Genomic DNA, 19,584 nt, shown 5'->3' on the forward strand with positions numbered 1-19,584 from the left:
CTGCCCGCCGACAACAACTGGGTGGAGAACCAGATCCGGCCCATCGCCACAGGCAGGAAGAACTGGCTGTTCGCCGGATCGCTTCGCGCGGGCCAGCGCGCCGCGGCGATCATGAGCCTGGTGCACTCGGCGCGGCTCAATGGACACGACCCCTACGCCTACCTGCGCGACGTCCTTGAACGGTTGCCCACCCAACCGGCCAGCCGCATCGACGAACTGCTGCCGCACAGATGGCAGCCGGCTTCGGCGGCAATCTGATACCGCGGCCGTCGTCAAGACGGGATCACCGCGTGCTTACAGCCGGTCCGTAGGTATCGACTTCAATCTGCCGAAGTCCCGCGAACTGCTGTGGCTGCAGCCCGTCTAGTCGGCCTGCAGGCACGTTACAGGATACGGCCTGGTTCCATACGGAAGACGCATACTTGCTATGCAAACGAACAGCTTGCGTGACCGCCATCAGTGGCGCCTCTCGAGGCGTTGCATTGACTCCAAGGCGGCCAGAACTCCGGTGAGGTCGACTAACTGCGGCGCGCCGCACCGAATCTCCGTGTATGCGACTGCCTGGGATGTGTCCAAGACGAAGAACGACGTCAGTGGCGCCGACCAGTCTGCGCTGCCGTTGAAGGCCGGCAAGTCAAGCTCAAGTCCCAAGTACACTTCTCGGAGCGTCTGCGGAACACGCCAGTTCACCCTGTACTGGTCCGCTGTAGTGACCCGCCGGGTCATGCAGGACTGGAAAGTCAAGGTCCAAGGCCCGTACGCACCTGCGGTTGTACGTCTCTGCTTGTGGGGTGATGGCGAGTACAGAACCACCTAGGATTCGAATCTGGCCGAGCGCCGCCTGAACTGCCCGCAACTCGCGGATGCAGCAAGGGCACCACTCGCCCCGATAGAAAACCAAGACTACCGGGCCCGAGCTGACTTGGCTTGATAGAGTGACGGAGTTGTGCCGCTCGTCGCGCAGTGTGAATTCTGGCGCGTGGCTTGACGCTCCTAATGCGGTTGCCGCTCGCTCCGTCGACACCGCGTCTCCAACAACCCTAAGCATCGCAACTAGCGCATCTGTTCGCGTGCGCACCTGAAAGTGCTCACGCAGTGCATCGAGCTTCTGTTGCAGCGGCATGAAGAGTGCATCGACATCCCAGTCTTCAGTCCTGGTGGGAGGGGTGCTTCGGAGCTGATGGCGTCGTCCGCATCATGTCGATGCTGCCAGTACCTGGCGTCCGGTTTATGTCGCTTTTCGGCCAAATTTTCCGGCGCCTAGCCGGAAGCCTTCTCAGATTTCAAGTCTCGCGCCAGGAACTCCGTAAGCGCTCTCGCTGCCGGCTTCGCCTGCCGTCCCAACGCGTAGACAGCGTGCAGCTCCGCCTGCCCGAAGTCCCAGTCTTGGAGAATGCGCACGAGTTTGCCTTGTGCAATCTCCTGAGCGCAGCTGCACTGGCTTGCGATGACGATGCCCATGCCGGCCACTGCCGCGGCGATGCGGCTCTCATTGGTTGAGAAGCTGTACCGGCTGTCAACCCGTACAGATGACACTTTCCCTTCACGCCGCAGCGTCACTCCTGCCCCGTTAGCTCCCGGGCCTGCGAAAACATTGAAGTTCGCGAGGTCTGCGGGCGACTGGAGCAAGCCCGCACTCGCCATGTACGCCGGCGACGCCGCGGCAATTTTGGGCCACGAGTGAATCTTCCGGGCGACGGCGGAAGAGTCCTCCAGCGCGCCAAAGCGCAGGGCTACGTCGATGCCTTCGGTAACAAGGTCCTGGCGTTCATCAGTGAGGGTCACGTTTACCCGAAGCTGCGGGTGGAATGCGAAGAACTCGGGGAGCTTGGGAATGAGGTGGCGCCTGCCAAAGCTCGTTGATGTCCCAATTCGGAGAGTTCCGGTTAGCACGCTCGTGCCGCGCACAACCTCGGCTGCCTCTTCAAGCGCGTTGAGCGCATTCTCCGCACGCGAGAAATACTCCGCCCCCGCGTCTGTAAGAGTCACGGTACGGGAGGTTCGCGCCAGAAGGGCAACCCCAACTTCCTTTTCAAGGCTCGCGATTGCTCTGGAAACCGTCGGCTGGGAGACGCCCGTTTCCCGGGCAGCCTCAGAAAAGCTGCGCGTTCGCGCGACTCGGATGAACAGCCTGATGGCCTCGAAACGGTCCGTCATCTTGAACGACTACCAGGCTGCGCCGTCGGCGGACTCGCGCCATGCCACACCAGCTGGCGGTGGAGGTCCTTGTCAGGCCGCGCCGAGATGCAGCCGCGCGCCTTATCCTATGCGGGAAATGAATCAAAGCGGTCAAGATATGCGAACAACGGTTCCTTCGTCTTGTCGTATTCCTCGTGATTGTGCAAATCTTGCGCTGGATGCTGCGCCAGCCAGCGAGAGTCAGCTTCCCTTGACGCGGTGGCGAAATTCACGAGGCGTGACGCCAAAGGCTTTGCCGAATGTCCGCGTAAAGTGGCTGTGGTTCATCCCGACTTCCAGGGCAACGTCGATGACAGGGCGGTGCGTCGTAGAAAGGAGGGATTTGGCGCGCACGAGGCGCCGATTCGTCACGTACGCGTGAGGCGTGATTCCTTGAGCAGCTTCGAACCTGCGCGTGAAGTGCCACAGGCTCATGCCAACACAGTTGGCCAAGTCGGCCAAGCTGATTGCCTGGTCAATGTGCTCGTCGATGTGGCGGTCCAGCTTGCGCAGTTCGGCGCCCGAAAGGGGGGTCACATGCTTTGACCGAAGCTCTTTCGCTGGCGTCAGCGCGCTCTGCGAGACACCATAGGCCAGAAGTGTCGCGAAGGCGGCGGCGACCGGACACGGCAGGTCTTCACCGGAAGCGAGCGACGCCTTCAGCAGCGCTGCGGAAGACGTGATGAAGGGGTTTCGAATCGACAGAGTGTCCTCGAACCTCAGCTCCTTGCCGCCTAAGGCCTGGGTGATGAAGTCGTTTGACAGTTGAAGCGACACGATGTCTGCCGACTTTAGCCAGTGGACGGCGTGCTGCTGCTCGCGGGAGACAAGGAGGATGTCCTTATCGCCGAATTTTTGGACAATCTTGCGGCCCGTCTCGGATTGGCGGGTTACCTGATATTGGGCCCCCTGCAAGGGAATGCAAACCTGAATAGAGTCATGCGTCTCCTCGGGGTAAGCCGTCGGCGGTGACGACTGGCAGTGCAGCTCGAACATGCCGGGCTCGACGAAGGAAGCGGAGCGGCGCGACGGCATGGAATTCTGAGCCCTCAGGTTTGACAGCATCGACGACCTCCGTGAAGCAGCGCGGGACTCAACGAATCTCGCCGCCGCTCAACACTATCACGTGCCACTAGACCGAGAGATGCCCGAGCACACACAACGGTTGCCCGGGAATCAGTTGAGATAGCCTTCCACCACGCTCGCATCGCGTGGCTTCGCGTCGTCCGGGTTTCTCCCAAACTCCCGAAGCGCCCGCCGCTGGCGCAGGAGGTCCCAGCATTGGTCTAGCTCTTCGGACACGTGACGCAAGCGCGTGCTCTTGTCCTCGGATGCCGTTCCGTCATCCCGCAGGACGCGCTCTTCGTCAACGAGTTCGGTGATGTTCTTGAGGATGGACTTGTCGCTCATGTTCACTCCCTTGGTGTGGTCAGGTCGCCCCATCGCTCGCGCTATGCGGTGGGCGGCTGCTTGGAGAAAAGCTCGAAGTTCATGTTCTCGGCGTCCTCGCCACACGTTGAGCGCCATTCACGCAGCAAGTACTCCAGCTGTTGCTGGCCGTAGGCGTGTGCCAGGCCAATGAGGCCATCGACGTTGCTGTCGGTCACAAGTTCTCTGCCCACGCCACGCTTGAGCGCGTGAAAGATTTCGAGCAGTTCGTCGTCACCTTGTGCGGGCGTGCTGGGACGGGAAGCATCAGGCATCACTGGACTCCAATGTCTTCTAGGACGGTGAACTCCGGCTGAGAGCCGGCGCTTGTATAGGATTTGCGGGCGCCGTGAGCGGAAGGCTCACGTCGGGTAGTCGTGGACTGTTCTCTGTATTCCCGCGGTTCCACGTCATATGCGCGTCGGAACGCTCGGATGAAGCCACCGTTGTTTGAGTAGCCGGCAGCCTTGCCGATGAGACCGATGGGCGTGGTGGTAGTGCGCAATTGCAATGCCGCCTGGCGCATACGCAAGTCACGCAATACGCTCATCGGTGAACGTCCAAACACCTCACAGAATCGAGCCATGAAGCCCGAGCGGCTCAGACACGCGGTGCCTGCCAAGCTTTCGACCGTGTGGACGGCTCCCGGGCGCGTTGACATTGCGACGAACGCCCGTGAGATTCGCGGGTCTCGGAGTGTCGCCAGTAGCTCAACCCAACTGCCGGCCGACGTCAGTCCTCGGCGAAGGAGCAGCAAGAGAACCTGTTTGATAAGCAGCGAAATCATCACTGCCTGCCCCGGGTAGTCGTGCCTGGTCTCATCAAGAGCAAGGTCGAGCTGATGGCCTAACGCTTGGCCCTGGTCAAAGCGCTCCACTATGACCGTTCGCACGCCAGCGAACAACTCAATTGCCTCGCCGAACGTCGCTTCGAATTCGCAGAGGATTAGGCGCAAGCCCTCCGCGCAATCGTCTCGAGCGTTTATGGCCAGGACTTTACCTCTGCTTCCAGCTGGGACTAAAACAAGGGTTCCACATTCGATGCGAACCGGTTCGCCATCATCTGTTGTGAACACTCCTTGCCCCGAAGCAACGTAGCACAGGACGACTGAGACGGTTGTCTCTGGGAAGTGCCAGCTCCCACAGCGAAGGTTGTACTCCTCCAAGCGAGCACTCTTTACTTCCAACGCACCCATCAAGGGAGCCAGGTCAGCGGGGTCAATTCTGACGACTGCGGGGTCTTGGTCTGAGATTCCCGAAGGCGCATGCCGGTTTGAAGGCCTCATGGCGATTCTGCGAGTCTTGACACGAAAACGACCTCGAAGAAGTCTCCGAGACCACCTGCGTCCAATCCTCTCAAAACACATCGAAGAGAACACTACCACCTCGTGCATAGAAGCCATTCAGTTATTGCATGATTCTGTTCTGTTAGAGAAAGTCTGAACAAGTCCGCCTACCCGCTGCGTGTCACGGTCCACCGTGGAAAGCCGTAGCCGGGGGAGTTCTCGCAGCGCGGCCTTCAGCACCTGGAAGCAAACGGGCTTGCGCAGGTGCATGGAAAAGCCCAGATCTGCGGTGCGTCTGCGGGTCTCGGCATCGTCCCAGGCCGAATAGGCGATCAGCGCCGGGGAAGGGCGGAGTTGCCTTAGCACGGCAGCCGCCTGAAACCCATCCATGATAGGCATGCCTAAGTCGAGCAAGACTGCGTCGTAGCGCACTCGGGTTGCCTCCTGGACGGCCTCCAGGCCGTTATAGACCGTGCCAGTCCGATGACCCTCTAACTCGAGCAGCATCGACATGCTCCTCGCCGCGTCGTGGTTGTCGTCGACCACCAGGATGCGCAAGCCCTGCTGGCGCTGGTCGTTTTCGTCGTCGTGCAAGTTGCACTCCTTGGGCTACCTGAGTTCGTCCATGGCGACCTGCGCCGCGTTGGAACGTTCGCTCCGTGCAGGATGCCGCCTGCTGGTGCTTTGCACGGGGTGGATGGTGGGTCGGCTCGCGATGATGGGCCGGCCCATGGCCATGGCGCCATCGTTGGCGCGACACTCGGCGCGGCGCTCATCGTCGAGGAGAGATTCGAGGATCGCTGACATGTCATTCTGCTGGTGAGTAGTTGGCTGGTTCGACATCTGGCTGGGGAAAACCATCTGCTAGTCAGATAAACATGCATTGCCGATTTCCGGATCGGACTCGCAACTTGTTCAGACCTTCCTTAGAGCGAAGAGAGCTACTGCAAAACAGGTTATGCGCGCCCGGCGCCTTCACAACGTGCATCGCTGACGTTTCAGCTCACGCCTATGCTCTTAGCCAGGCTCTGCGCCTGACTCACCGCTGCGTTGAAACTTCCTTCGAGGTCGCTATTGATAATGGTCGGCTGAAATCGAATCTCATGGATGTTGTCGACGCCGGCTTGATTGAGCCAAGCTTTCAGGTAGGTCGAGTGGTGGTCGATGCCGAAGGCCGGGGACGGCATCGAGGGCCCCCAGGCTCCGCTGGTCAATGCCAATACCGCACTCTTGTTCTTCAAGAGACCGTGGTAGCCGGTGGTCGCATCCAAGGTCCAGAGCAGACCAGGCTGATGAATGACGTCGATGTACTGCTTCAGGCGGTACGGGATGCCACCATTCCACATCGGGACCGCAAGCACATATTGGTCTGCCTCGATGAACCGCTGGGCGATGGACACGATTTGATCCCAAGCAGTCTTTTGCGTGGCACTTTGGTCTTGGCCGGCGATGGCAGCCATCTTCGCGGCCACCTTGTTTCCGTCGAATTCAGGAAGCTTTTCGATTGCCAGGTTGAGCACGTCGACTTTGAAGTTCGGCCTCTGCTGGCGCACCGCAGCGATGTATGCGTCGGCCAGGGCAGTGCTTTTTGCTTCCGGACGCGGCGAGGCCTTGATGTAGAGGATGGTGGTCATGTTTCGACTTATTGGGTGAGGTGAGAGGCGAGGTTGGGCGAAATCAGGTCTGAAGAATGAGGTCGCCCGTGGCGACATATCGGCAGAAATTCACGAACGGAATAGCTGCTTCCTGCCGTGAAGAGCCTTCGGTCCAGCCGAACACAACATCGGCGGCGGAAAGAATGATCTCGACCGGCCCGGCCGGGATGATGACGAGGGGACCCTCTCCCAATCGGAACTCGACTCGGCCTGCGACAGTGGCGTTCACTGCCGAAGGAGTCCTCGTGCTGTACGTGAACAATGAGTCCAGTTCCTTACCGATCGCGGGGTGGTCGAAATCGAAGCGACCATCCTCGGCGATAGACCGTGCTGCGCGCATGAAGCCACCCCACGCGCTGCGGGCCAGTGCTCCTCCCACGCTAATGCGCCTTACACCGAGAGCCGCGAGGTCCTTGAGCGTGAGTCCAATGTCCGAGCTGACCAGCACGTTTACTGGCTTCGGATGCACATCGTTGACGATGGCAGAAATGCCGTCTCTCGACGTCACTCCTGGCGCGTAGAGGACATCCGCGCCGGCAGCTGCATAGGCCTGTAGTCTCTTGATGGTGTCGGCCAAGTCCGCGCGCCCAGCCCAGAAGTTCTCGGCGCGCCCGACCAGAAGAGGAGCATCTGGACCAAGTGCGTCTAGGGTTGCTCTGGTAACACCCAGCCTGGCAGACGCCGTTTCGATGTCCCATACCGGATTCGCGTTGTCACCCGTGCCGTCTTCAATTCCGATGCCGGCCGCCCCTGTGTTGGCTGCGGCGAAGACGTTGCGAGCCAGGTCCTCTGCTGACCGTGCGAAGCCCGCTTCGAAACTCACGTTGACCGGTAACGAAGTCGCTTCAATGATTTCCTGAGCGTGAGAAAGTACGCGGTCCATCGGAAGTGAGCCTTCGGCTTGCCCGCTTGACCATGCCGCGCCGCCACTGCTGGTGCCAAGTGCTTTGAACCCCAGCCCCTCGAGGTACTTGGCGCTTCCCCGGTCCCAGGGACTGGGCATCACGAAACATCCTGCGCGATGAAGCTCCCTGAACGCTCGTCGGCGGCGTGACTCTTCGCTGTGTGAACTGGACATTCTTTCCTCGTGTTATCTCTATCTACGGAGGTCAAAGCTGTGACAAAAAATGCGCCCCGCGAGGACCTGCAGTTGAACGGTAAGGCAACGTCTGAATACAGGATTCCTTCTGATGTCTCCCAATGTCTTGTTCATCAATCCGACCCTCGGGAGTGCGACCGCTTTCGGCTCGATATTCAGTTGCATGATAAAACTATATCTGCTTCAGTTGTTTGATGCAACTGAAGCGACGTAACGGAATGCAACGGAGTGAAGTGATGACCTAAGCGAGGCGCTGGCAGGGCGACTGCGTCAGATGCACTGGGGAGCGGCGCATCGCCAGAACCGCGGCGTTCGGCTGGGGCTGAAGTGCGAAACCTCGACCCGACACCGAGTAAATCCGACCGTGGATAGCCGCAGGACGAGTGACGTCGCTACACCGCGACGCGCCGCTGCTTACGGTACTCCGACATCGCCAGGAAGTGGTGAATCATGGCGACGGCGGCCGCCCCTTCGCCGATTGCACCCCCTACGCGTTTGACCGAACCACTTCGAACGTCGCCGACGGCAAAGACGCCCGGCACGCTGGCCTCCAGGGCCGCACGGGGCCTTCCGTTCTTTGCCGCTCCAGCGGCGTCCCCGGTTCGTACGAAACCGTTGACATCCGTCTCCACGCAACCCCGAAGCCACTCCGTTGCGGGCTGGGCGCCAACGAAGAGGAATACGCTGCTCAGCGCGACTTCTTGCTCCACTGTGCCGTGTTGGCGCCAACGCACTCCAGAGAGTCCATCAAGCGGGTCGCCATTAAGGTGCGTTAACTCCGTGTGCGTGCGAACGGAGATATTCGGTATGGAGGAGATGCGGTCGATGAGATAGCGTGACATGCTCGATGCAAGTCCTGGGCCGCGAACAAGCATGTGGACGTGGCTGGCGTGCCCCGACAGGAGCACAGCTGCCTGCCCGGCGGAGTTGCCGCCTCCTACTAGCGCGACATCTGCGCCAGCGCACATCTGGGCCTCAAGCGCAGACGCCCAATACCAGACTCCGCGCCCTTCAAATTCGTCCAGACGAGAGACATCCGGGCGGCGGTAACGAGCACCGGAGGCCACGACGACCGTCTTGCCTCGCAACTGACGGCCGTCGCGCAGCTGCACGCGCAGCTCGCCAGTGGATTCCTGCGCGCTGCAGTCCAATGACTCAGCGCGGGCCGGAATCAGGAACTGAGCGCCAAACTTTTGCGCCTGAATGTACGCACGGGCAGTAAGCGCTTGGCCGGAGATTCCCGTGGGAAAACCGAGGTAGTTCTCAATCCGTGCGCTGGCCCCGGCCTGCCCCCCAAATGCGCGCGAATCGACGATGGCCACGCTCAAGCCCTCGGACGCCGCGTACACCGCCGTCGCCAAGCCAGCTGGCCCCGAGCCGACAATCACAATGTCAAACAATTCGTCCCGCGGATTGGAGTCAACCATTCCGATGCACCGAGCAAGCTCGTCCTCGGTCGGATTCCTGAGCATGGTGCCATCAGAGCACACCGCTATTGCATCATCAGGCGCACCCCCGGCCTCAAGGTGCAACTCCGCAGCCTGAGAATCACGGCCGATGTCCAGAAGGTGATGAGGAAATCCGTTGCGCTCCAGAAAGGACTCAAGGCGCAAAAGGTAAGGCGAGCGCGGGTTACCAACGAGGACCACGCCGCTGCTAGCACGCTGGAGTAGGGCGACGCGCCGGAGGATAAGAGCCCGCACAATGCGCTCCCCCAGGTCTGCCTCCGCGATGAGAAGTGCGCGCAGTTGCTCTGGCGGAATCAGCAGCGCCTCGACTTCCTCGACTGCCACTCCGTCCACAAGCGACGGCCCGCCGGAGATTTGCCCGACTTCGCCTGTGAACTGCCCCACATCGTGACGACCGACCTCGCCGTGAACGCCCACGCCGTCACGCTGAACAGCCGCCACCACTCCTTTGAGGATGACGAACATGCCCGGGCTGGTCTGGCCGGCGACATACAGGCGCTCGCCTTTGCGAAAGCCGGTTCCCAAGCCAAAGCGCCGGATGCGAGCAATTTCAGCAGTAGTTAGGACCGGAAATGCTTGGTGGTGACGGGTCGCCTCAACGGAGGTGGGGGAGAGGGGTTGGCTAGGGGCACTGGACAAGCTTTGCTCCAAGAAGAACATGCAGAATAAAGGGGAACCCCTTCACGACGCTGCCCTGCCACGCAAATCCGGACCCTCGGGTTCTAACTCTGGATTGAAAGGCACTCGACGATGTCCTCGCGTGGACATGCTGGTGCCGGGCTTCACTGCTCGAGTAGAGGCACCCACCCGGGCTGCGCTTCGATGCGAGCGAGCCAAGACCTGACATGTGGGAACGGCCCCAGGTCAATCGCCCCTTGCTCCGCCATCGAGATGTAGGGGTACAACGCCAGGTCCGCGATGGTGTAGCGAGCAAGTGCGACGAACTCCCGCGATGCAAGGTGAAGCTCTAATGTCTTCAGCACGTAGGAGGCCTGAGTTCGCCACGCAGCAAGCTCCACCTTCTTCTCCTCCTCCTTCGTGGCAATCGAAGTGAAGAAGCGGGCGGCGGAGAAGGCCTTGAGGACTTCACTCTGCTCGAAGAACATCCACTGAACCACGCGGACTTGGTCAAGCCCGCCTGGTACCAGAGGAGTTCCCTGCGCCAGGTGCCAGAGGATGGCGTTCGACTCAGGAATTGCTTCCCCGCTTGGAAGAATCAGCACGGGAACCTTCCCGGCCGGATTCATGACTAGAAACTCCGGCGTGCGGGTTGTGTTGTCCGCCAGCACGTGCGTTATTCGTCGGTACTTCAACCTGAGCTGGGACAGCAGGATGCGAACTTTCCAGGCGTTGCCCGACAGCCGGCTGTCGTGCAGCGTATACATCGCGGAACTCTCAGTCTGTTGCATTGCCGGGCCCTTCATTTGCCTAAGGCGAGCTTCGTCCCCAACGCCTCTCCGTCTGCAGCGGGAGCTTGGTTGCGAGCCAAGACCAGCGGCAGGAGCGTTGGCGCGGCTGCACCGCGCCGAAACCTTGAAGACGGGATGACTGTATGACGTCGCACCTACAATGTCGCATACCATTTTCGCCGGGATGCATAACAGCCGGTTAACCCCTCAAGGAGCACATCATGCAGATGAATCTCCGGCAGATTGAGGTCTTCAGGGCCGTAATGCTGTCCAACTCCATCGTGGGCGCCGCAAAGATGTTGCACGTATCGCAGCCGGCCATCTCACGTTTGCTTGCCCACACCGAAAGGCGACTTGGCCTTCAACTCTTTGAACGAATCAAGGGACGCCTGCATCCGACGCCGGATGCCCAGAAGCTTTTCACCCAGGTACAGGTGGTCTACGAAGGTGTACAGCTGGTCAACGAGATGGCCGAGGACCTTGTCGAGAATCGAGAGGGCACCTTACGGCTGGCGGGCACCCCCAGCCTGTGCCACGAGGTGGTGCCAAAGGCGATTGCGTCGTTCTGCAGGAGCTATCCAGGTGTGCGCATAGCGCTCCAGACTTTGTCGCCACCAAAGCTGCTCGATGCGGTCCTGACGCAGCAGGCTGAACTGGGACTCGCGTTCTTCTCGGAGCCGCATTCGGCTGTGAATTCGTCTCTCATCTACCCAAATCAGATTGTCCTGGCGCTATGAATCGCCCCGGTTTTCATGGAGGCCCGTTGGTTTAAGTCAGACCTCCACCGTGGTGGCCTGACTGGCGAGTAGCCGGTAGTAGTTTGCCTCAGCTTCTGCCGGTGGTATGTACCCGATGGGTTCAAGCAATCGGTGATGGTTGAACCAGGACACCCATTCCAGCGTGGCCAGTTCCACCGCTTCCCTGGTCTTCCATGGCGCCCGGCGATGAATCAATTCGGCCCTGTACAGCCCGTTGATGGTCTCGGCCAGGGCGTTGTCATAGCTGTCGCCTTTGCTGCCCACTGAAGGCTCGATGCCTGCCTCGCCCAGGCGCTCGCTGTACCGGATGGACACGTATTGCGACCCACGATCCGAATGATGAACGAGGCTGCGATTCCTCTCGGGTTGGCGGTCGTAGAGAGCTTGCTCAAGGGCATCGAGCACGAAGTCCGTGTGCATCGAGCTGCTCACGCGCCAACCCACGATGCGCCTGGCAAACACGTCGATGACGAAGGCGACGTAAAGCCATCCCTGCCAGGTCGAGACATAGGTGAAGTCCGAGACCCACAGCTGGTTCGGCCTCTCGGCACGAAACTGCCGGTTGACCCGATCCAGCGGGCACGGCGCTCGGCTGTCGCTGATCGTCGTGCGCACCACTTTGCCCCGCTTGACACCGCGCAGGCCTTGCTGGCGCATCAGGCGCTCTACGGTGCACCGAGCCACCGATGTGCCCTCCCGCGCGAGCTGTCGCCAGACCTTGTCTGCTCCGTAGACCTGCATGTTGCTGTTCCACACGCGCTCGATCTGCGGCCCCAGCGCCTCGTCGCGTATCGCCCTGACGCAGCGCCTGTGCGGCTCTCGTCTGAGCGCTGCATGTCGCCAGTATCCCGATGGGGCGACCTGCAGTACCTTGCAGATCGGCTCGACCCCGTGGACGTTCCGGTGCTGATCAATGAAGTCCATCAGGACTTGAGTCGGCGGTCGAGCTCCGCCTGGGCGAAAAACGCGCTGGCCAGCTTCAGGATTTCGTTGGCCCGACGCAGCTCCTTGACCTCGCGTTCCAGGTCCTTGACCCGTTGCGCCTCGGACGTCGTGACGCCCTCACGCACCCCGGTATCAACCTCTACTCGCTTGACCCATTCCAGAAGCGTCTGCGGCACGCAGCCGATCTTCGGTGCGATCGATTCGACCGCCGCCCAAAGCGACGGGTACTCCCCCTTGTGCTCCTGCACCATCCTCACCGCACGCTCACGGACCTCAGGTGAGAACTTATTCGATTTCTTCATGGCTCAATACTCTCAGAGATTTGAGCCTCCTCAAAAACCGGGGCGATTCAGCGGCTGGGCTTTTGGTGCGAGGGTGTTTGGTCTTGGGATTGGCATACCCCAATTTTGCGGGGCGCCCATAGCGCCCTTCTTTTTGTTGGTGATGAATTCAAAGAGGAAGCGGGCAACTCCCGCAATGAAGGCAATTCGGCCCGCGACCGCTACGGAGCAGTCTTCGTCCGATGGCGCCCGCCTGGTGGAAGGCGATGATGGCCTTCTGCGTCCTCTTTGGGCATCGCAAGACCCATTGCTGCGCACCTACTACGACACTGAATGGGGAATGCCTGTCAGGGATGAGCGCGGTCTGTTCGAGAGAATCAGCCTGGAGGCCTTTCAGTCTGGACTGTCGTGGCTCACCATCCTGCGTAAGCGAGAAGCCTTTCGAGCTGCATTCAAGAACTTCGACCCTGACAAGGTCGCCAAGTTCTCAGAAGGCGACGTCGTGCGCCTTCTGTCGGACACAGCCATCGTTCGCAATCGGTCCAAAATTTTGGCCACCATCGGCAATGCGGTGGCCACCATAGAGTTGCGCAGGGAAGGTGGGCTTGCTGACTTCATATGGTCATTCAAGCCGAAGCGTACGCCGCAGCCGCGGACCATGGCCGATGTTCCGACCTCCTCGCCTGAGTCGCTTGCGTTGAGCAAGGCCTTGCGCCAGAAGGGGTTCGTCTTTGTCGGTCCAACAACGATGTTCGCCCTTATGGAGGCCATCGGCATCGTGGACACGCATCTTATGGATAGCCATCGTCGCGGAACATCTGGGGTCTGGACTGACGCGACGTCATCCAAACGGACCGCCAGGCGAGGGTAGTGGATGAAAGAAGTGCAGACCCACCCCCTGAACTTCGTTAAAGGGCGAGGTGTTGGCTCGAACGTGCCTTCACGCTTCAACTCCTGGACAAGGACGAAGGAAGATGTCGAGGCGCTCGAGGACGAAGCAGACGGAGATGAGCCCAAGGTGCGCACAGAGGTCACGCTTCGGCAGGCGAAGTCCATCATTAGCAGGAATTCGTCGCCTGACCTTGGCTTTGACCAATCAATCAACCCGTACCAGGGCTGCGAACATGGTTGCGTCTATTGCTTCGCTAGGCCCACGCACGCCTATCTCGGGCTCTCGCCCGGGCTTGACTTCGAGACGAAGATATTCGCGAAGAGCAACGCCGCGGAACTGCTGCGCAAGGAGTTCGCCAGCAAAAAGTACCAGCCAGGTCTCATCGCCCTAGGCGCCGCGACGGACCCGTACCAGCCCATCGACAGAAAGCTGGGTATCACGCGGCAGGTGCTGGAAGTCCTGGCCGAATGCAATGCGCCAGTCGCAGTCACCACCAAATCGGCGCTTGTTGTGCGGGACATAGACCTGCTTGCTCCGATGGCGGCCAAGGGCTTGGTACGTGTTCACATGTCGATAGCGACATTGGACAACGAACTCGGCCGCAAAATGGACCCGCGTGCGAACGCGCCGGCTAAGCGGCTGGAGGCCATTCGCGAACTGTCGAGGGCAGGAATTCCGGTGAGTGTCTACAGCTCTCCCATGATTCCCGCTATCAACGACATGGAGATGGAGAGCATCTTGGAGGCAGCTGCCGCCGCGGGGGCGACCCAGGCCAGCATGGTCATCCTGAGGCTCCCACTCGAAGTGCGTGACCTGTTCGTGGAATGGCTTCAAGAGCACTTCCCGCAACGCGCCAAACACGTTATGAGCCTGGTCAGCCAGCTGCGGGACGGCAAAGACTACGATTCTTCGTTCGGCACTCGGATGACGGGCACAGGGGTCCTTGCCGGTCTCTTGCGACAGCGGTTTGAGCTTGCCCGCAAGAGTCTAGGCCTTGCGCACTGGAGACTCACAACCCAGGGTGACACGAGCCAGTTCAGGCCGCCTCGGGAACCGGGTGGCCAAGCAGACCTGTTCTGAATTTTTCGACTAGGGAGAACGAAATAGTGGACGTATCCGAGGCCGTGGACCCTGCGGCCCTTCCAAGCGGAACTGGCTGCGCAGAGTGCCTCGCTGCCGGTCTTTGGTGGCTCCACCTGCGCCGGTGCGCGAAGTGCGGGCACATTGGGTGCTGCGACACCTCTCCCAACCAGCATGCCACCAAGCACTTTCATGAAACAGGGCACTTCATCATGAGGTCGTTTGAACCCGGCGAAGACTGGTGCTGGGACTACAAGCGGAAGAAGGCGTTCTTCGGGCTCAAGCTAGCTGACCCGCAGTCGCATCCCGTCGACCAGCCCGTGCCGGGGCCGGAGGGCCTGGTGCCAGCCAACTGGAAGGCTTACCTTCACGACTGAGAGGCAGCCTTGCCCCGCGCGGCCCAAGACGGTACCGGCCAGATCGCGCAGCGTGTCATCGACGGCGCTTCCTCGCTGGGACTAGGCGCCGGCTAGCCGCCCAGCGGCTAATCCAAATCAGACGCCGAATGTCGCTCGCGAACGAGGCCGGGCGGATTGTCACCAACTCGATTGACACGGATGCCCCGCTGCACTGTGGGGCGCCGCTCAATTTCTTTGGCCCACCGTTCGACATGCCCATATTCGCCGCTGTTGACGAAGTCTCCTAGCCCGTATCCCCAATCGAGGAAGACGCCTCCGTGCCAGGTGAAGATGGCAATGTCGGCGATGGAATAGTTGTCGCCCAGGATGAACTGCCTTGTGGCGAGCCTCTTGTTCAGGACATCCAGTTGCCGCTTGACCTCCATCGCATAGCGGTTGATGGGGTATTCCAATTTCATCGGTGCGAACTTGAAGAAGTGGCCGAGACCTCCGGCAAGAAACGGCGCGCTCCCTACTTGCCAGAACAGCCAGGACAGGCACTCGGCCCGCCCAACAGGGTCATGAGGGATGAGTAGCCCGAACTTTTCGGCCAGGTGCAACAGAATGGCCCCGCTCTCGAATACCTTGATGGGCACAGGCCCGCTGTAGTCGATGAGGGCGGGAATCTTGGAGTTTGGGTTCAGCTCCACGAACCCGGAGCCGAACTGGTCGCCCGCGGTGATGTCAATCATCCACGCGTCGTACTCCGCCCCCGCCACCCCAAGCGCGAGCAACTCCTCGAGCATGATGGTCATCTTTCGGCCGTTGCCGGTGCCTGTCGAGTACAGCTGAAGTGGATGTTTGCCTCTAGGAAGAGGTTTTTCGTGAGTGGCACCCGAGATCGGCCGGTTGACACCTTGCCATGCCCCTCCACTTGGCTTATCCCAGACCCAAACTTTGGGAGGTACGTAAGTCTCCGACTGATTCATGGCATGTCCTTCTTTATAGCGCAAGCGGCGCCGACGATTGGGGTTGTCCTGTAGGGCCGCAATTGGGTTTGAAAACCCGCTTGGTAGATGCGGGGTGTTTCTGCAGTTTTGAAGCCGGACGACGAGGTCGACGCACCAGCTCTCCGCCGCAATTCGGGCACGCACCTGCAAGCGGGCCTGTCGCACAGGTCTCGCAAAAGGTGCATTCAAACGAGCAAATCATTGCCTCGGTCGATTCAGGCGGCAGGTCCTTGTTGCAGCACTCGCAGTTGGGCCTGAGTTCCAGCATCAGCTTCTCCATGTTCTCCGCGCACCCGGCGGCTTATTCCTTGGCACAGGCGAGACGACTTCCGGCGCGGGCGCCCTAAAACCTTTCAACCCACGGGCGCACCTCAACTTCCCACGTCCAGGCGCTGCGGTGCTGGCGAAGAACGTGCAGGTACGTTTCTGCAACAGCGTCCGAGTCGAGCGTGCTGTCAGGCTTGTCAGCCGGCTCAGGCGTAGAAGTGCGCAGGCTTCCATCAATGACGAAATGGGCGACGTGAATACCTTGAGGCCCGAGCTCTCGTGCGGCGCTTTGGGCCAGCCCGCGGCGGCCGAACATTCCCATCGCGAAGGCGGCTGAATTCGCATAGCCCTTCACGCTGGCGGAAGCTCCTGTCAACAGGATTGCGCCCGTCTTGCGTGGAATCATGCGGCGCGCAGCCTGCTGGACTACGAGGAACGCCGCGTAGGTCGATGCTGCGATGACTCCCTTGACCGCTCCAGGGTCGAGGGTGGGAATCGCTCCCTGCACCCGCGCTGCGGCGTTGTAGAGCACCACGTCTATTGGGCCGAGCTTGGACTCCATATGGTCGAATAGAGCAGCTACAGATGCTTCATCTGTGGCATCTGCCGCGAAGACTTCTGCCCCGATTTCTGCCGCAAGGCTTGCGAGCTTGTCAGTGCTGCGCGACGCGAGGCCGACCTTGACCCCTTCACGGGCTAACGCTCGCGCAACGGAAGCACTGACACCAGGACCAGCTCCGACGATTAATGCCGTTGTGTAGGGAAGCTTGTGCATCGAGTTCGAGTCTCCGTCTGGATAGCGCTCTTAGCCGTCGCCGACCGAGCATTTGCGGTTTATACTCGCATAAGTCCTATCATGCAACTATGCGTCCGCGCAGGGCTCGGGCGACGTGCCAATGCTTCTTGGTCATCTGGAGGTGAACAATGGTGACCTCACCTCTGATATGTTGGCGAACAAGGCCGTCCAATGAACCTCAAGCAGCTAGAAACCGTCGTCCAGGTCGCCAGACTCGGTTCGCTGGCCCGTGCTGCGACCGCGATGGGACTTGCTCAGTCGATTGTTAGCCGCAACGTCAGCCAGCTGGAACTGGCGTGGGGAGACCGGCTGTTTACTCGCACCGGCCGGGGAATGGCGCTGTCCACCTTCGGGGAGATGGTCCTGCCCGAAATTGAAGCGCTGCTGGAGCAAGCGGTACGACTGGATGAGGCCGTCCGTGGCAAATCCGGGGTGCCAGCTGGCGTGGTGCGGGTGGGGGTGGTTCCCTCCCTTGCGAACTCGGTTGTTCCTGCGTTGTTCGCTGACCTGCGGGCTCGAGCCCCGGGTGTGAAGCTGGCAATCACGGAAGCGATGAGCGGCCAGCTCGACGAGCTCCTGGCATCAGGACGAATTGAGCTTGCGGTCACCAACCGCTATGAAAAAGAGGTCGAAGGGGAAGACTGCGTCGGTCAAATCACGACCTACTTGGTCCTCCACCCCGCCCATAAGTTCTCCCGGCGAAAGTCGATTCGCCTCGCGGAGATTGCGGGCATGCCCCTGGTCGTCCCGTCCGCGCCAAGCGGTTTGAGAACTGTGCTGGACGCTGCTTCGCGAAAGCTAAAAGTCACTTTCGTTGTGCATATGGAGGCCGAATCCCTCTCGGTTATGAAGGAGGTCGCCATGTCAGGGGAGGCGATGACGATTCTGCCGCTCTGTGCCGTACAAAGAGAGGTAAGCGCAGGGAAGCTGGCGGTGGTCAAGATTACAGAGCCCGCGTTACCTCGAAAAATCATGATTGCCAGCACACGCCACCATGCGCTGTCAAAAGCGGCGCGATTCACCATGGCACGGCTGCACGCAACAGTCCCACCGCTACTACGCGCATCAGACAGCTCCCATCCATAAACTGGAATCCTGCCTTCCGCTAACTAGGATTGTCTGGGCGACTCGCAAAAACGATAGTCGGCTGACACACAGTCGTCACAACGCTTTTGCGAGGAACCTCATGTCACTAAATCGCCGTCGATTCTGGGTCGCCGCCGCCGCGTTGATGGCGGCCAGTACGGCCTTCGCTGCCTACCCCGAGAAGCCAATCACGATGATTGTGCCGTTCCCCGCTGGGGGTCCCACGGATGCACTGGCGCGCCTCCTTGCGCTCAACCTTTCGCAAGAGCTGGGGCAAACGGTCATCGTCGACAACCGGGGAGGGGCAGGGGGCGTCATCGCCACTCAGACCGCGGCGTCGAGCAAGGCCGATGGGTATACGGTCTTCTTCGCCACAACCGGGACCATGACCATAAACCCGGCGCTGTACAAGACGAGCTTAAAGCTGGACCCGTTGAAGGCGTTCGACCCGGTGGGTACGGCTGTTTTGGCGTCGAGCGTCCTGGTGGTGAGCAAAGGAGCTCCGTACTCTGGCGTGCGCGACATCATTTCAGCGGCGAAGGCAAAGCCAGGAAAGCTGACCTTCGCGTCCAGCGGTAACGGTGGCGTCATCCATTTGATGGGCGAACTGTTCAAAGACGCCGCCGGCATAAAAATCGGGCACATCCCATACAAGGGGTCGGCACCAGCGATTACCGACCTTATTACCGAGCGGGTGACGATGATGTTCGACGTGACGCCGGGCTCCATGCCTTTCATCGCGTCAGGAAAGCTCAAGGCGCTGGCAGTCACTACGCGCCGCCGCATCCCTGCTCTGCCCGATGTGCCCACTGTTGCCGAATCTGGGCTACCTCAGTTCGAGGCCAGCAGCTGGTTTGGCCTGGTTGCGCCCAAAGGCACGCCCTCCAACGCGATGGAGCGGCTCCACGCCGGCCTGCAAAAGGTCTTGGGCAACGGGGATGTCCAAAAGCAACTGGTCGCACTTGGTGCCGAAGCCTATCCCGGGAGTCCGGCCGACTTTTCCAAGCTCCTGTGGGAAGACACCGCCAAATGGACCGCCCTCGTGAAGTCCTCAGGCGCGACCATCGACTAACCGGAACCCCGATGCCTCTTTATCAATACAACGAGCTCACTCCCCAAGTCGCGGCGGACGCAATGGTCTTTGAAGGCGCAGTGGTCATTGGCGACGTACGCCTTGCCTCCGGTGTCGGCGTGTGGGCGGGCGCGATTCTCAGAGCAGACAACGACACGATAAGCGTTGGAGAAGACACAAACATCCAGGAGGCTGCGGTGTTGCATGTGGACCGTGGGCACCCCATGCATATCGGCGCACGCGTCACGATTGGGCACCAGGCGATGCTGCACGGCTGCATGGTTGAAGACGGCGCCATGATTGGCATCGGCGCAACCGTTCTGAACGGGGCGCGAATCGGGCGAGATTGCCTGATTGGCGCTGGAGCCTTGGTTCCCGAGGGTCGGGAGATTCCGGCGCGGTCCGTCGTCATCGGAGTGGGCAAGGTTGTTCGCACCCTCTCGGACGAGGAAGTGGCCGGCATTCACGCGGGTGCAGCAGATTACGCCCGTAAGGCGCGCAGCATGCCCCTCAACCTCAAGCGTCTTTGAGGTGGC

At 60.5% G+C, this 19,584-nt stretch carries 24 protein-coding genes and 1 other annotated feature; of the genes, 8 read left to right on the forward strand and 16 right to left on the reverse strand.

The window, feature by feature from the left end; translation table 11 throughout:
- A partial coding sequence (locus HNE04_RS22780) for a transposase domain-containing protein (RefSeq protein WP_172218507.1) occupies positions 1–258 on the forward strand: 258 nt, incomplete at its 5' end.
- 382 nt (positions 259–640) lie between these two features.
- Here HNE04_RS22780 and HNE04_RS28590 read toward each other — a convergent pair.
- The 12 genes from HNE04_RS28590 to HNE04_RS22840 all read right to left on the reverse strand — a co-directional run bounded on the left by HNE04_RS28590 (position 641) and on the right by HNE04_RS22840 (position 10,499).
- The gene (locus HNE04_RS28590; protein WP_172224487.1) at positions 641–1,123 is read right to left on the reverse strand and encodes a redoxin domain-containing protein; all 483 of its coding nucleotides are present in this window, start codon (positions 1,121–1,123) and stop codon (positions 641–643) included.
- 137 nt (positions 1,124–1,260) lie between these two features.
- Positions 1,261–2,157 (reverse strand): LysR family transcriptional regulator, encoded by an 897-nt coding sequence (locus tag HNE04_RS22790; RefSeq protein WP_172224490.1) that lies wholly within the window; start codon positions 2,155–2,157, stop codon positions 1,261–1,263.
- A gap of 222 nt (positions 2,158–2,379) precedes the next feature.
- Positions 2,380–3,243, reverse strand: a complete 864-nt coding sequence (locus HNE04_RS22795) for a helix-turn-helix transcriptional regulator (RefSeq protein ID WP_172224493.1) — start codon at positions 3,241–3,243, stop codon at positions 2,380–2,382.
- Positions 3,244–3,354: 111 nt separating this feature from the next.
- Positions 3,355–3,588: a DUF2630 family protein gene (locus HNE04_RS22800; RefSeq protein ID WP_172224496.1), complete on the reverse strand. Its 234-nt coding sequence runs from the start codon at positions 3,586–3,588 to the stop codon at positions 3,355–3,357.
- 41 nt (positions 3,589–3,629) lie between these two features.
- Entirely contained in the window at positions 3,630–3,881 is a 252-nt protein-coding gene (locus HNE04_RS22805) for a hypothetical protein (protein WP_172224499.1), read from the reverse strand.
- Complete coding sequence (locus tag HNE04_RS22810; RefSeq protein WP_328700394.1) at positions 3,881–5,008, reverse strand: AraC family transcriptional regulator; 1,128 nt, start codon at positions 5,006–5,008, stop codon at positions 3,881–3,883. The genes HNE04_RS22805 and HNE04_RS22810 overlap by 1 nt, the downstream gene beginning before the upstream one ends.
- Positions 5,009–5,485, reverse strand: coding sequence for a response regulator (locus tag HNE04_RS22815; RefSeq protein ID WP_235965329.1), 477 nt, complete (start codon positions 5,483–5,485; stop codon positions 5,009–5,011).
- A 15-nt stretch (positions 5,486–5,500) separates the two neighbouring features.
- A complete protein-coding gene (locus HNE04_RS22820) occupies positions 5,501–5,698 on the reverse strand; it encodes a hypothetical protein (RefSeq protein WP_172224505.1) in 198 nt (65 codons plus the stop codon).
- Between the two features lie 191 nt (positions 5,699–5,889).
- Positions 5,890–6,525, reverse strand: a complete 636-nt coding sequence (locus HNE04_RS22825) for an FMN-dependent NADH-azoreductase (RefSeq protein ID WP_172224508.1) — start codon at positions 6,523–6,525, stop codon at positions 5,890–5,892.
- 43 nt (positions 6,526–6,568) lie between these two features.
- Entirely contained in the window at positions 6,569–7,624 is a 1,056-nt protein-coding gene (locus HNE04_RS22830; protein ID WP_172224511.1) for an isocitrate lyase/PEP mutase family protein, read from the reverse strand.
- A gap of 413 nt (positions 7,625–8,037) precedes the next feature.
- A complete protein-coding gene (locus HNE04_RS22835) occupies positions 8,038–9,774 on the reverse strand; it encodes an FAD-dependent oxidoreductase (protein ID WP_172224514.1) in 1,737 nt (578 codons plus the stop codon).
- A gap of 122 nt (positions 9,775–9,896) precedes the next feature.
- Entirely contained in the window at positions 9,897–10,499 is a 603-nt protein-coding gene (locus tag HNE04_RS22840) for a glutathione S-transferase family protein (protein WP_172224517.1), read from the reverse strand.
- Between the two features lie 245 nt (positions 10,500–10,744).
- Here HNE04_RS22840 and HNE04_RS22845 point away from each other — a divergent pair, with 245 nt between their 5' ends.
- Positions 10,745–11,260, forward strand: a complete 516-nt coding sequence (locus HNE04_RS22845) for a LysR family transcriptional regulator (RefSeq protein ID WP_172224520.1) — start codon at positions 10,745–10,747, stop codon at positions 11,258–11,260.
- 36 nt (positions 11,261–11,296) lie between these two features.
- Here the strand turns inward: HNE04_RS22845 and HNE04_RS22850 are convergent.
- A protein-coding gene (locus tag HNE04_RS22850) for an IS3 family transposase (RefSeq protein ID WP_172224523.1) occupies positions 11,297–12,528 on the reverse strand; the annotation gives its coding sequence in 2 pieces (ribosomal slippage) (positions 11,297–12,240 and positions 12,240–12,528; 1,233 coding nt in all).
- Positions 12,134–12,250 (reverse strand) — a sequence feature (AL1L pseudoknot). Its footprint overlaps the gene before it by 117 nt.
- A gap of 175 nt (positions 12,529–12,703) precedes the next feature.
- On the opposite strand from HNE04_RS22850, the gene HNE04_RS22855 reads away from it, so the two are divergent.
- From HNE04_RS22855 to HNE04_RS28455, 3 genes are read left to right on the forward strand one after another with little or no spacing between them, the layout of a single operon-like run.
- A complete protein-coding gene (locus HNE04_RS22855) occupies positions 12,704–13,378 on the forward strand; it encodes a DNA-3-methyladenine glycosylase I (protein WP_172224526.1) in 675 nt (224 codons plus the stop codon).
- 3 nt (positions 13,379–13,381) lie between these two features.
- Positions 13,382–14,479: a PA0069 family radical SAM protein gene (locus tag HNE04_RS22860; RefSeq protein ID WP_172224529.1), complete on the forward strand. Its 1,098-nt coding sequence runs from the start codon at positions 13,382–13,384 to the stop codon at positions 14,477–14,479.
- A 44-nt stretch (positions 14,480–14,523) separates the two neighbouring features.
- Positions 14,524–14,856 (forward strand): UBP-type zinc finger domain-containing protein, encoded by a 333-nt coding sequence (locus tag HNE04_RS28455; protein ID WP_328700402.1) that lies wholly within the window; start codon positions 14,524–14,526, stop codon positions 14,854–14,856.
- A gap of 107 nt (positions 14,857–14,963) precedes the next feature.
- On the opposite strand, the gene yghU is transcribed toward HNE04_RS28455, so the two are convergent.
- The 3 genes from yghU to HNE04_RS22880 all read right to left on the reverse strand — a co-directional run bounded on the left by yghU (position 14,964) and on the right by HNE04_RS22880 (position 16,869).
- Positions 14,964–15,806: a glutathione-dependent disulfide-bond oxidoreductase gene (yghU, locus tag HNE04_RS22870; RefSeq protein ID WP_172224534.1), complete on the reverse strand. Its 843-nt coding sequence runs from the start codon at positions 15,804–15,806 to the stop codon at positions 14,964–14,966.
- A 13-nt stretch (positions 15,807–15,819) separates the two neighbouring features.
- Positions 15,820–16,095: a DUF1272 domain-containing protein gene (locus HNE04_RS22875; protein WP_172224791.1), complete on the reverse strand. Its 276-nt coding sequence runs from the start codon at positions 16,093–16,095 to the stop codon at positions 15,820–15,822.
- A gap of 75 nt (positions 16,096–16,170) precedes the next feature.
- A complete protein-coding gene (locus HNE04_RS22880; RefSeq protein WP_172224537.1) occupies positions 16,171–16,869 on the reverse strand; it encodes an SDR family NAD(P)-dependent oxidoreductase in 699 nt (232 codons plus the stop codon).
- A 192-nt stretch (positions 16,870–17,061) separates the two neighbouring features.
- Here HNE04_RS22880 and HNE04_RS22885 point away from each other — a divergent pair, with 192 nt between their 5' ends.
- The 3 genes from HNE04_RS22885 (at position 17,062) to HNE04_RS22895 (ending at position 19,578) form a co-directional block, all read left to right on the forward strand.
- Positions 17,062–17,976 carry a LysR family transcriptional regulator gene (locus tag HNE04_RS22885; protein WP_172224540.1) on the forward strand — a complete coding sequence of 305 codons (915 nt, stop codon included), beginning with the start codon at positions 17,062–17,064 and terminating at the stop codon, positions 17,974–17,976.
- 100 nt (positions 17,977–18,076) lie between these two features.
- Entirely contained in the window at positions 18,077–19,048 is a 972-nt protein-coding gene (locus HNE04_RS22890) for a Bug family tripartite tricarboxylate transporter substrate binding protein (RefSeq protein WP_172224542.1), read from the forward strand.
- A gap of 11 nt (positions 19,049–19,059) precedes the next feature.
- A complete protein-coding gene (locus HNE04_RS22895; RefSeq protein ID WP_172224545.1) occupies positions 19,060–19,578 on the forward strand; it encodes a gamma carbonic anhydrase family protein in 519 nt (172 codons plus the stop codon).
- Positions 19,579–19,584 lie beyond the last annotated feature (6 nt).

This window comes from Caenimonas soli (assembly GCF_013155545.1).
GTDB classification, from domain to species: domain Bacteria; phylum Pseudomonadota; class Gammaproteobacteria; order Burkholderiales; family Burkholderiaceae_C; genus Ramlibacter; species Ramlibacter soli.

Bases quoted from the DNA above. Each gene is read 5' to 3' on its own strand.
- HNE04_RS22835 (WP_172224514.1), bottom strand. From the start codon at position 9,774: ATGTTCTTCTTGGAGCAAAGCTTGTCCAGTGCCCCTAGCCAACCCCTC.
- HNE04_RS22875 (WP_172224791.1), bottom strand. From the start codon at position 16,095: ATGCTGGAACTCAGGCCCAACTGCGAGTGCTGCAACAAGGACCTGCCG.
- HNE04_RS28590 (WP_172224487.1), bottom strand. From the start codon at position 1,123: ATGCCGCTGCAACAGAAGCTCGATGCACTGCGTGAGCACTTTCAGGTG.
- HNE04_RS22890 (WP_172224542.1), top strand. From the start codon at position 18,077: ATGTCACTAAATCGCCGTCGATTCTGGGTCGCCGCCGCCGCGTTGATG.
- HNE04_RS22805 (WP_172224499.1), bottom strand. From the start codon at position 3,881: ATGCCTGATGCTTCCCGTCCCAGCACGCCCGCACAAGGTGACGACGAA.
- HNE04_RS22790 (WP_172224490.1), bottom strand. From the start codon at position 2,157: ATGACGGACCGTTTCGAGGCCATCAGGCTGTTCATCCGAGTCGCGCGA.
- HNE04_RS22885 (WP_172224540.1), top strand. From the start codon at position 17,062: ATGAACCTCAAGCAGCTAGAAACCGTCGTCCAGGTCGCCAGACTCGGT.
- HNE04_RS22820 (WP_172224505.1), bottom strand. From the start codon at position 5,698: ATGTCAGCGATCCTCGAATCTCTCCTCGACGATGAGCGCCGCGCCGAG.
- HNE04_RS22810 (WP_328700394.1), bottom strand. From the start codon at position 5,008: ATGGCTTCTATGCACGAGGTGGTAGTGTTCTCTTCGATGTGTTTTGAG.
- HNE04_RS22830 (WP_172224511.1), bottom strand. From the start codon at position 7,624: ATGTCCAGTTCACACAGCGAAGAGTCACGCCGCCGACGAGCGTTCAGG.
- HNE04_RS22795 (WP_172224493.1), bottom strand. From the start codon at position 3,243: ATGCTGTCAAACCTGAGGGCTCAGAATTCCATGCCGTCGCGCCGCTCC.
- HNE04_RS22845 (WP_172224520.1), top strand. From the start codon at position 10,745: ATGCAGATGAATCTCCGGCAGATTGAGGTCTTCAGGGCCGTAATGCTG.
- yghU (WP_172224534.1), bottom strand. From the start codon at position 15,806: ATGAATCAGTCGGAGACTTACGTACCTCCCAAAGTTTGGGTCTGGGAT.
- HNE04_RS22800 (WP_172224496.1), bottom strand. From the start codon at position 3,588: ATGAGCGACAAGTCCATCCTCAAGAACATCACCGAACTCGTTGACGAA.
- HNE04_RS22895 (WP_172224545.1), top strand. From the start codon at position 19,060: ATGCCTCTTTATCAATACAACGAGCTCACTCCCCAAGTCGCGGCGGAC.
- HNE04_RS22840 (WP_172224517.1), bottom strand. From the start codon at position 10,499: ATGTATACGCTGCACGACAGCCGGCTGTCGGGCAACGCCTGGAAAGTT.
- HNE04_RS22825 (WP_172224508.1), bottom strand. From the start codon at position 6,525: ATGACCACCATCCTCTACATCAAGGCCTCGCCGCGTCCGGAAGCAAAA.
- HNE04_RS22880 (WP_172224537.1), bottom strand. From the start codon at position 16,869: ATGCACAAGCTTCCCTACACAACGGCATTAATCGTCGGAGCTGGTCCT.
- HNE04_RS22855 (WP_172224526.1), top strand. From the start codon at position 12,704: ATGAAGGCAATTCGGCCCGCGACCGCTACGGAGCAGTCTTCGTCCGAT.
- HNE04_RS22860 (WP_172224529.1), top strand. From the start codon at position 13,382: ATGAAAGAAGTGCAGACCCACCCCCTGAACTTCGTTAAAGGGCGAGGT.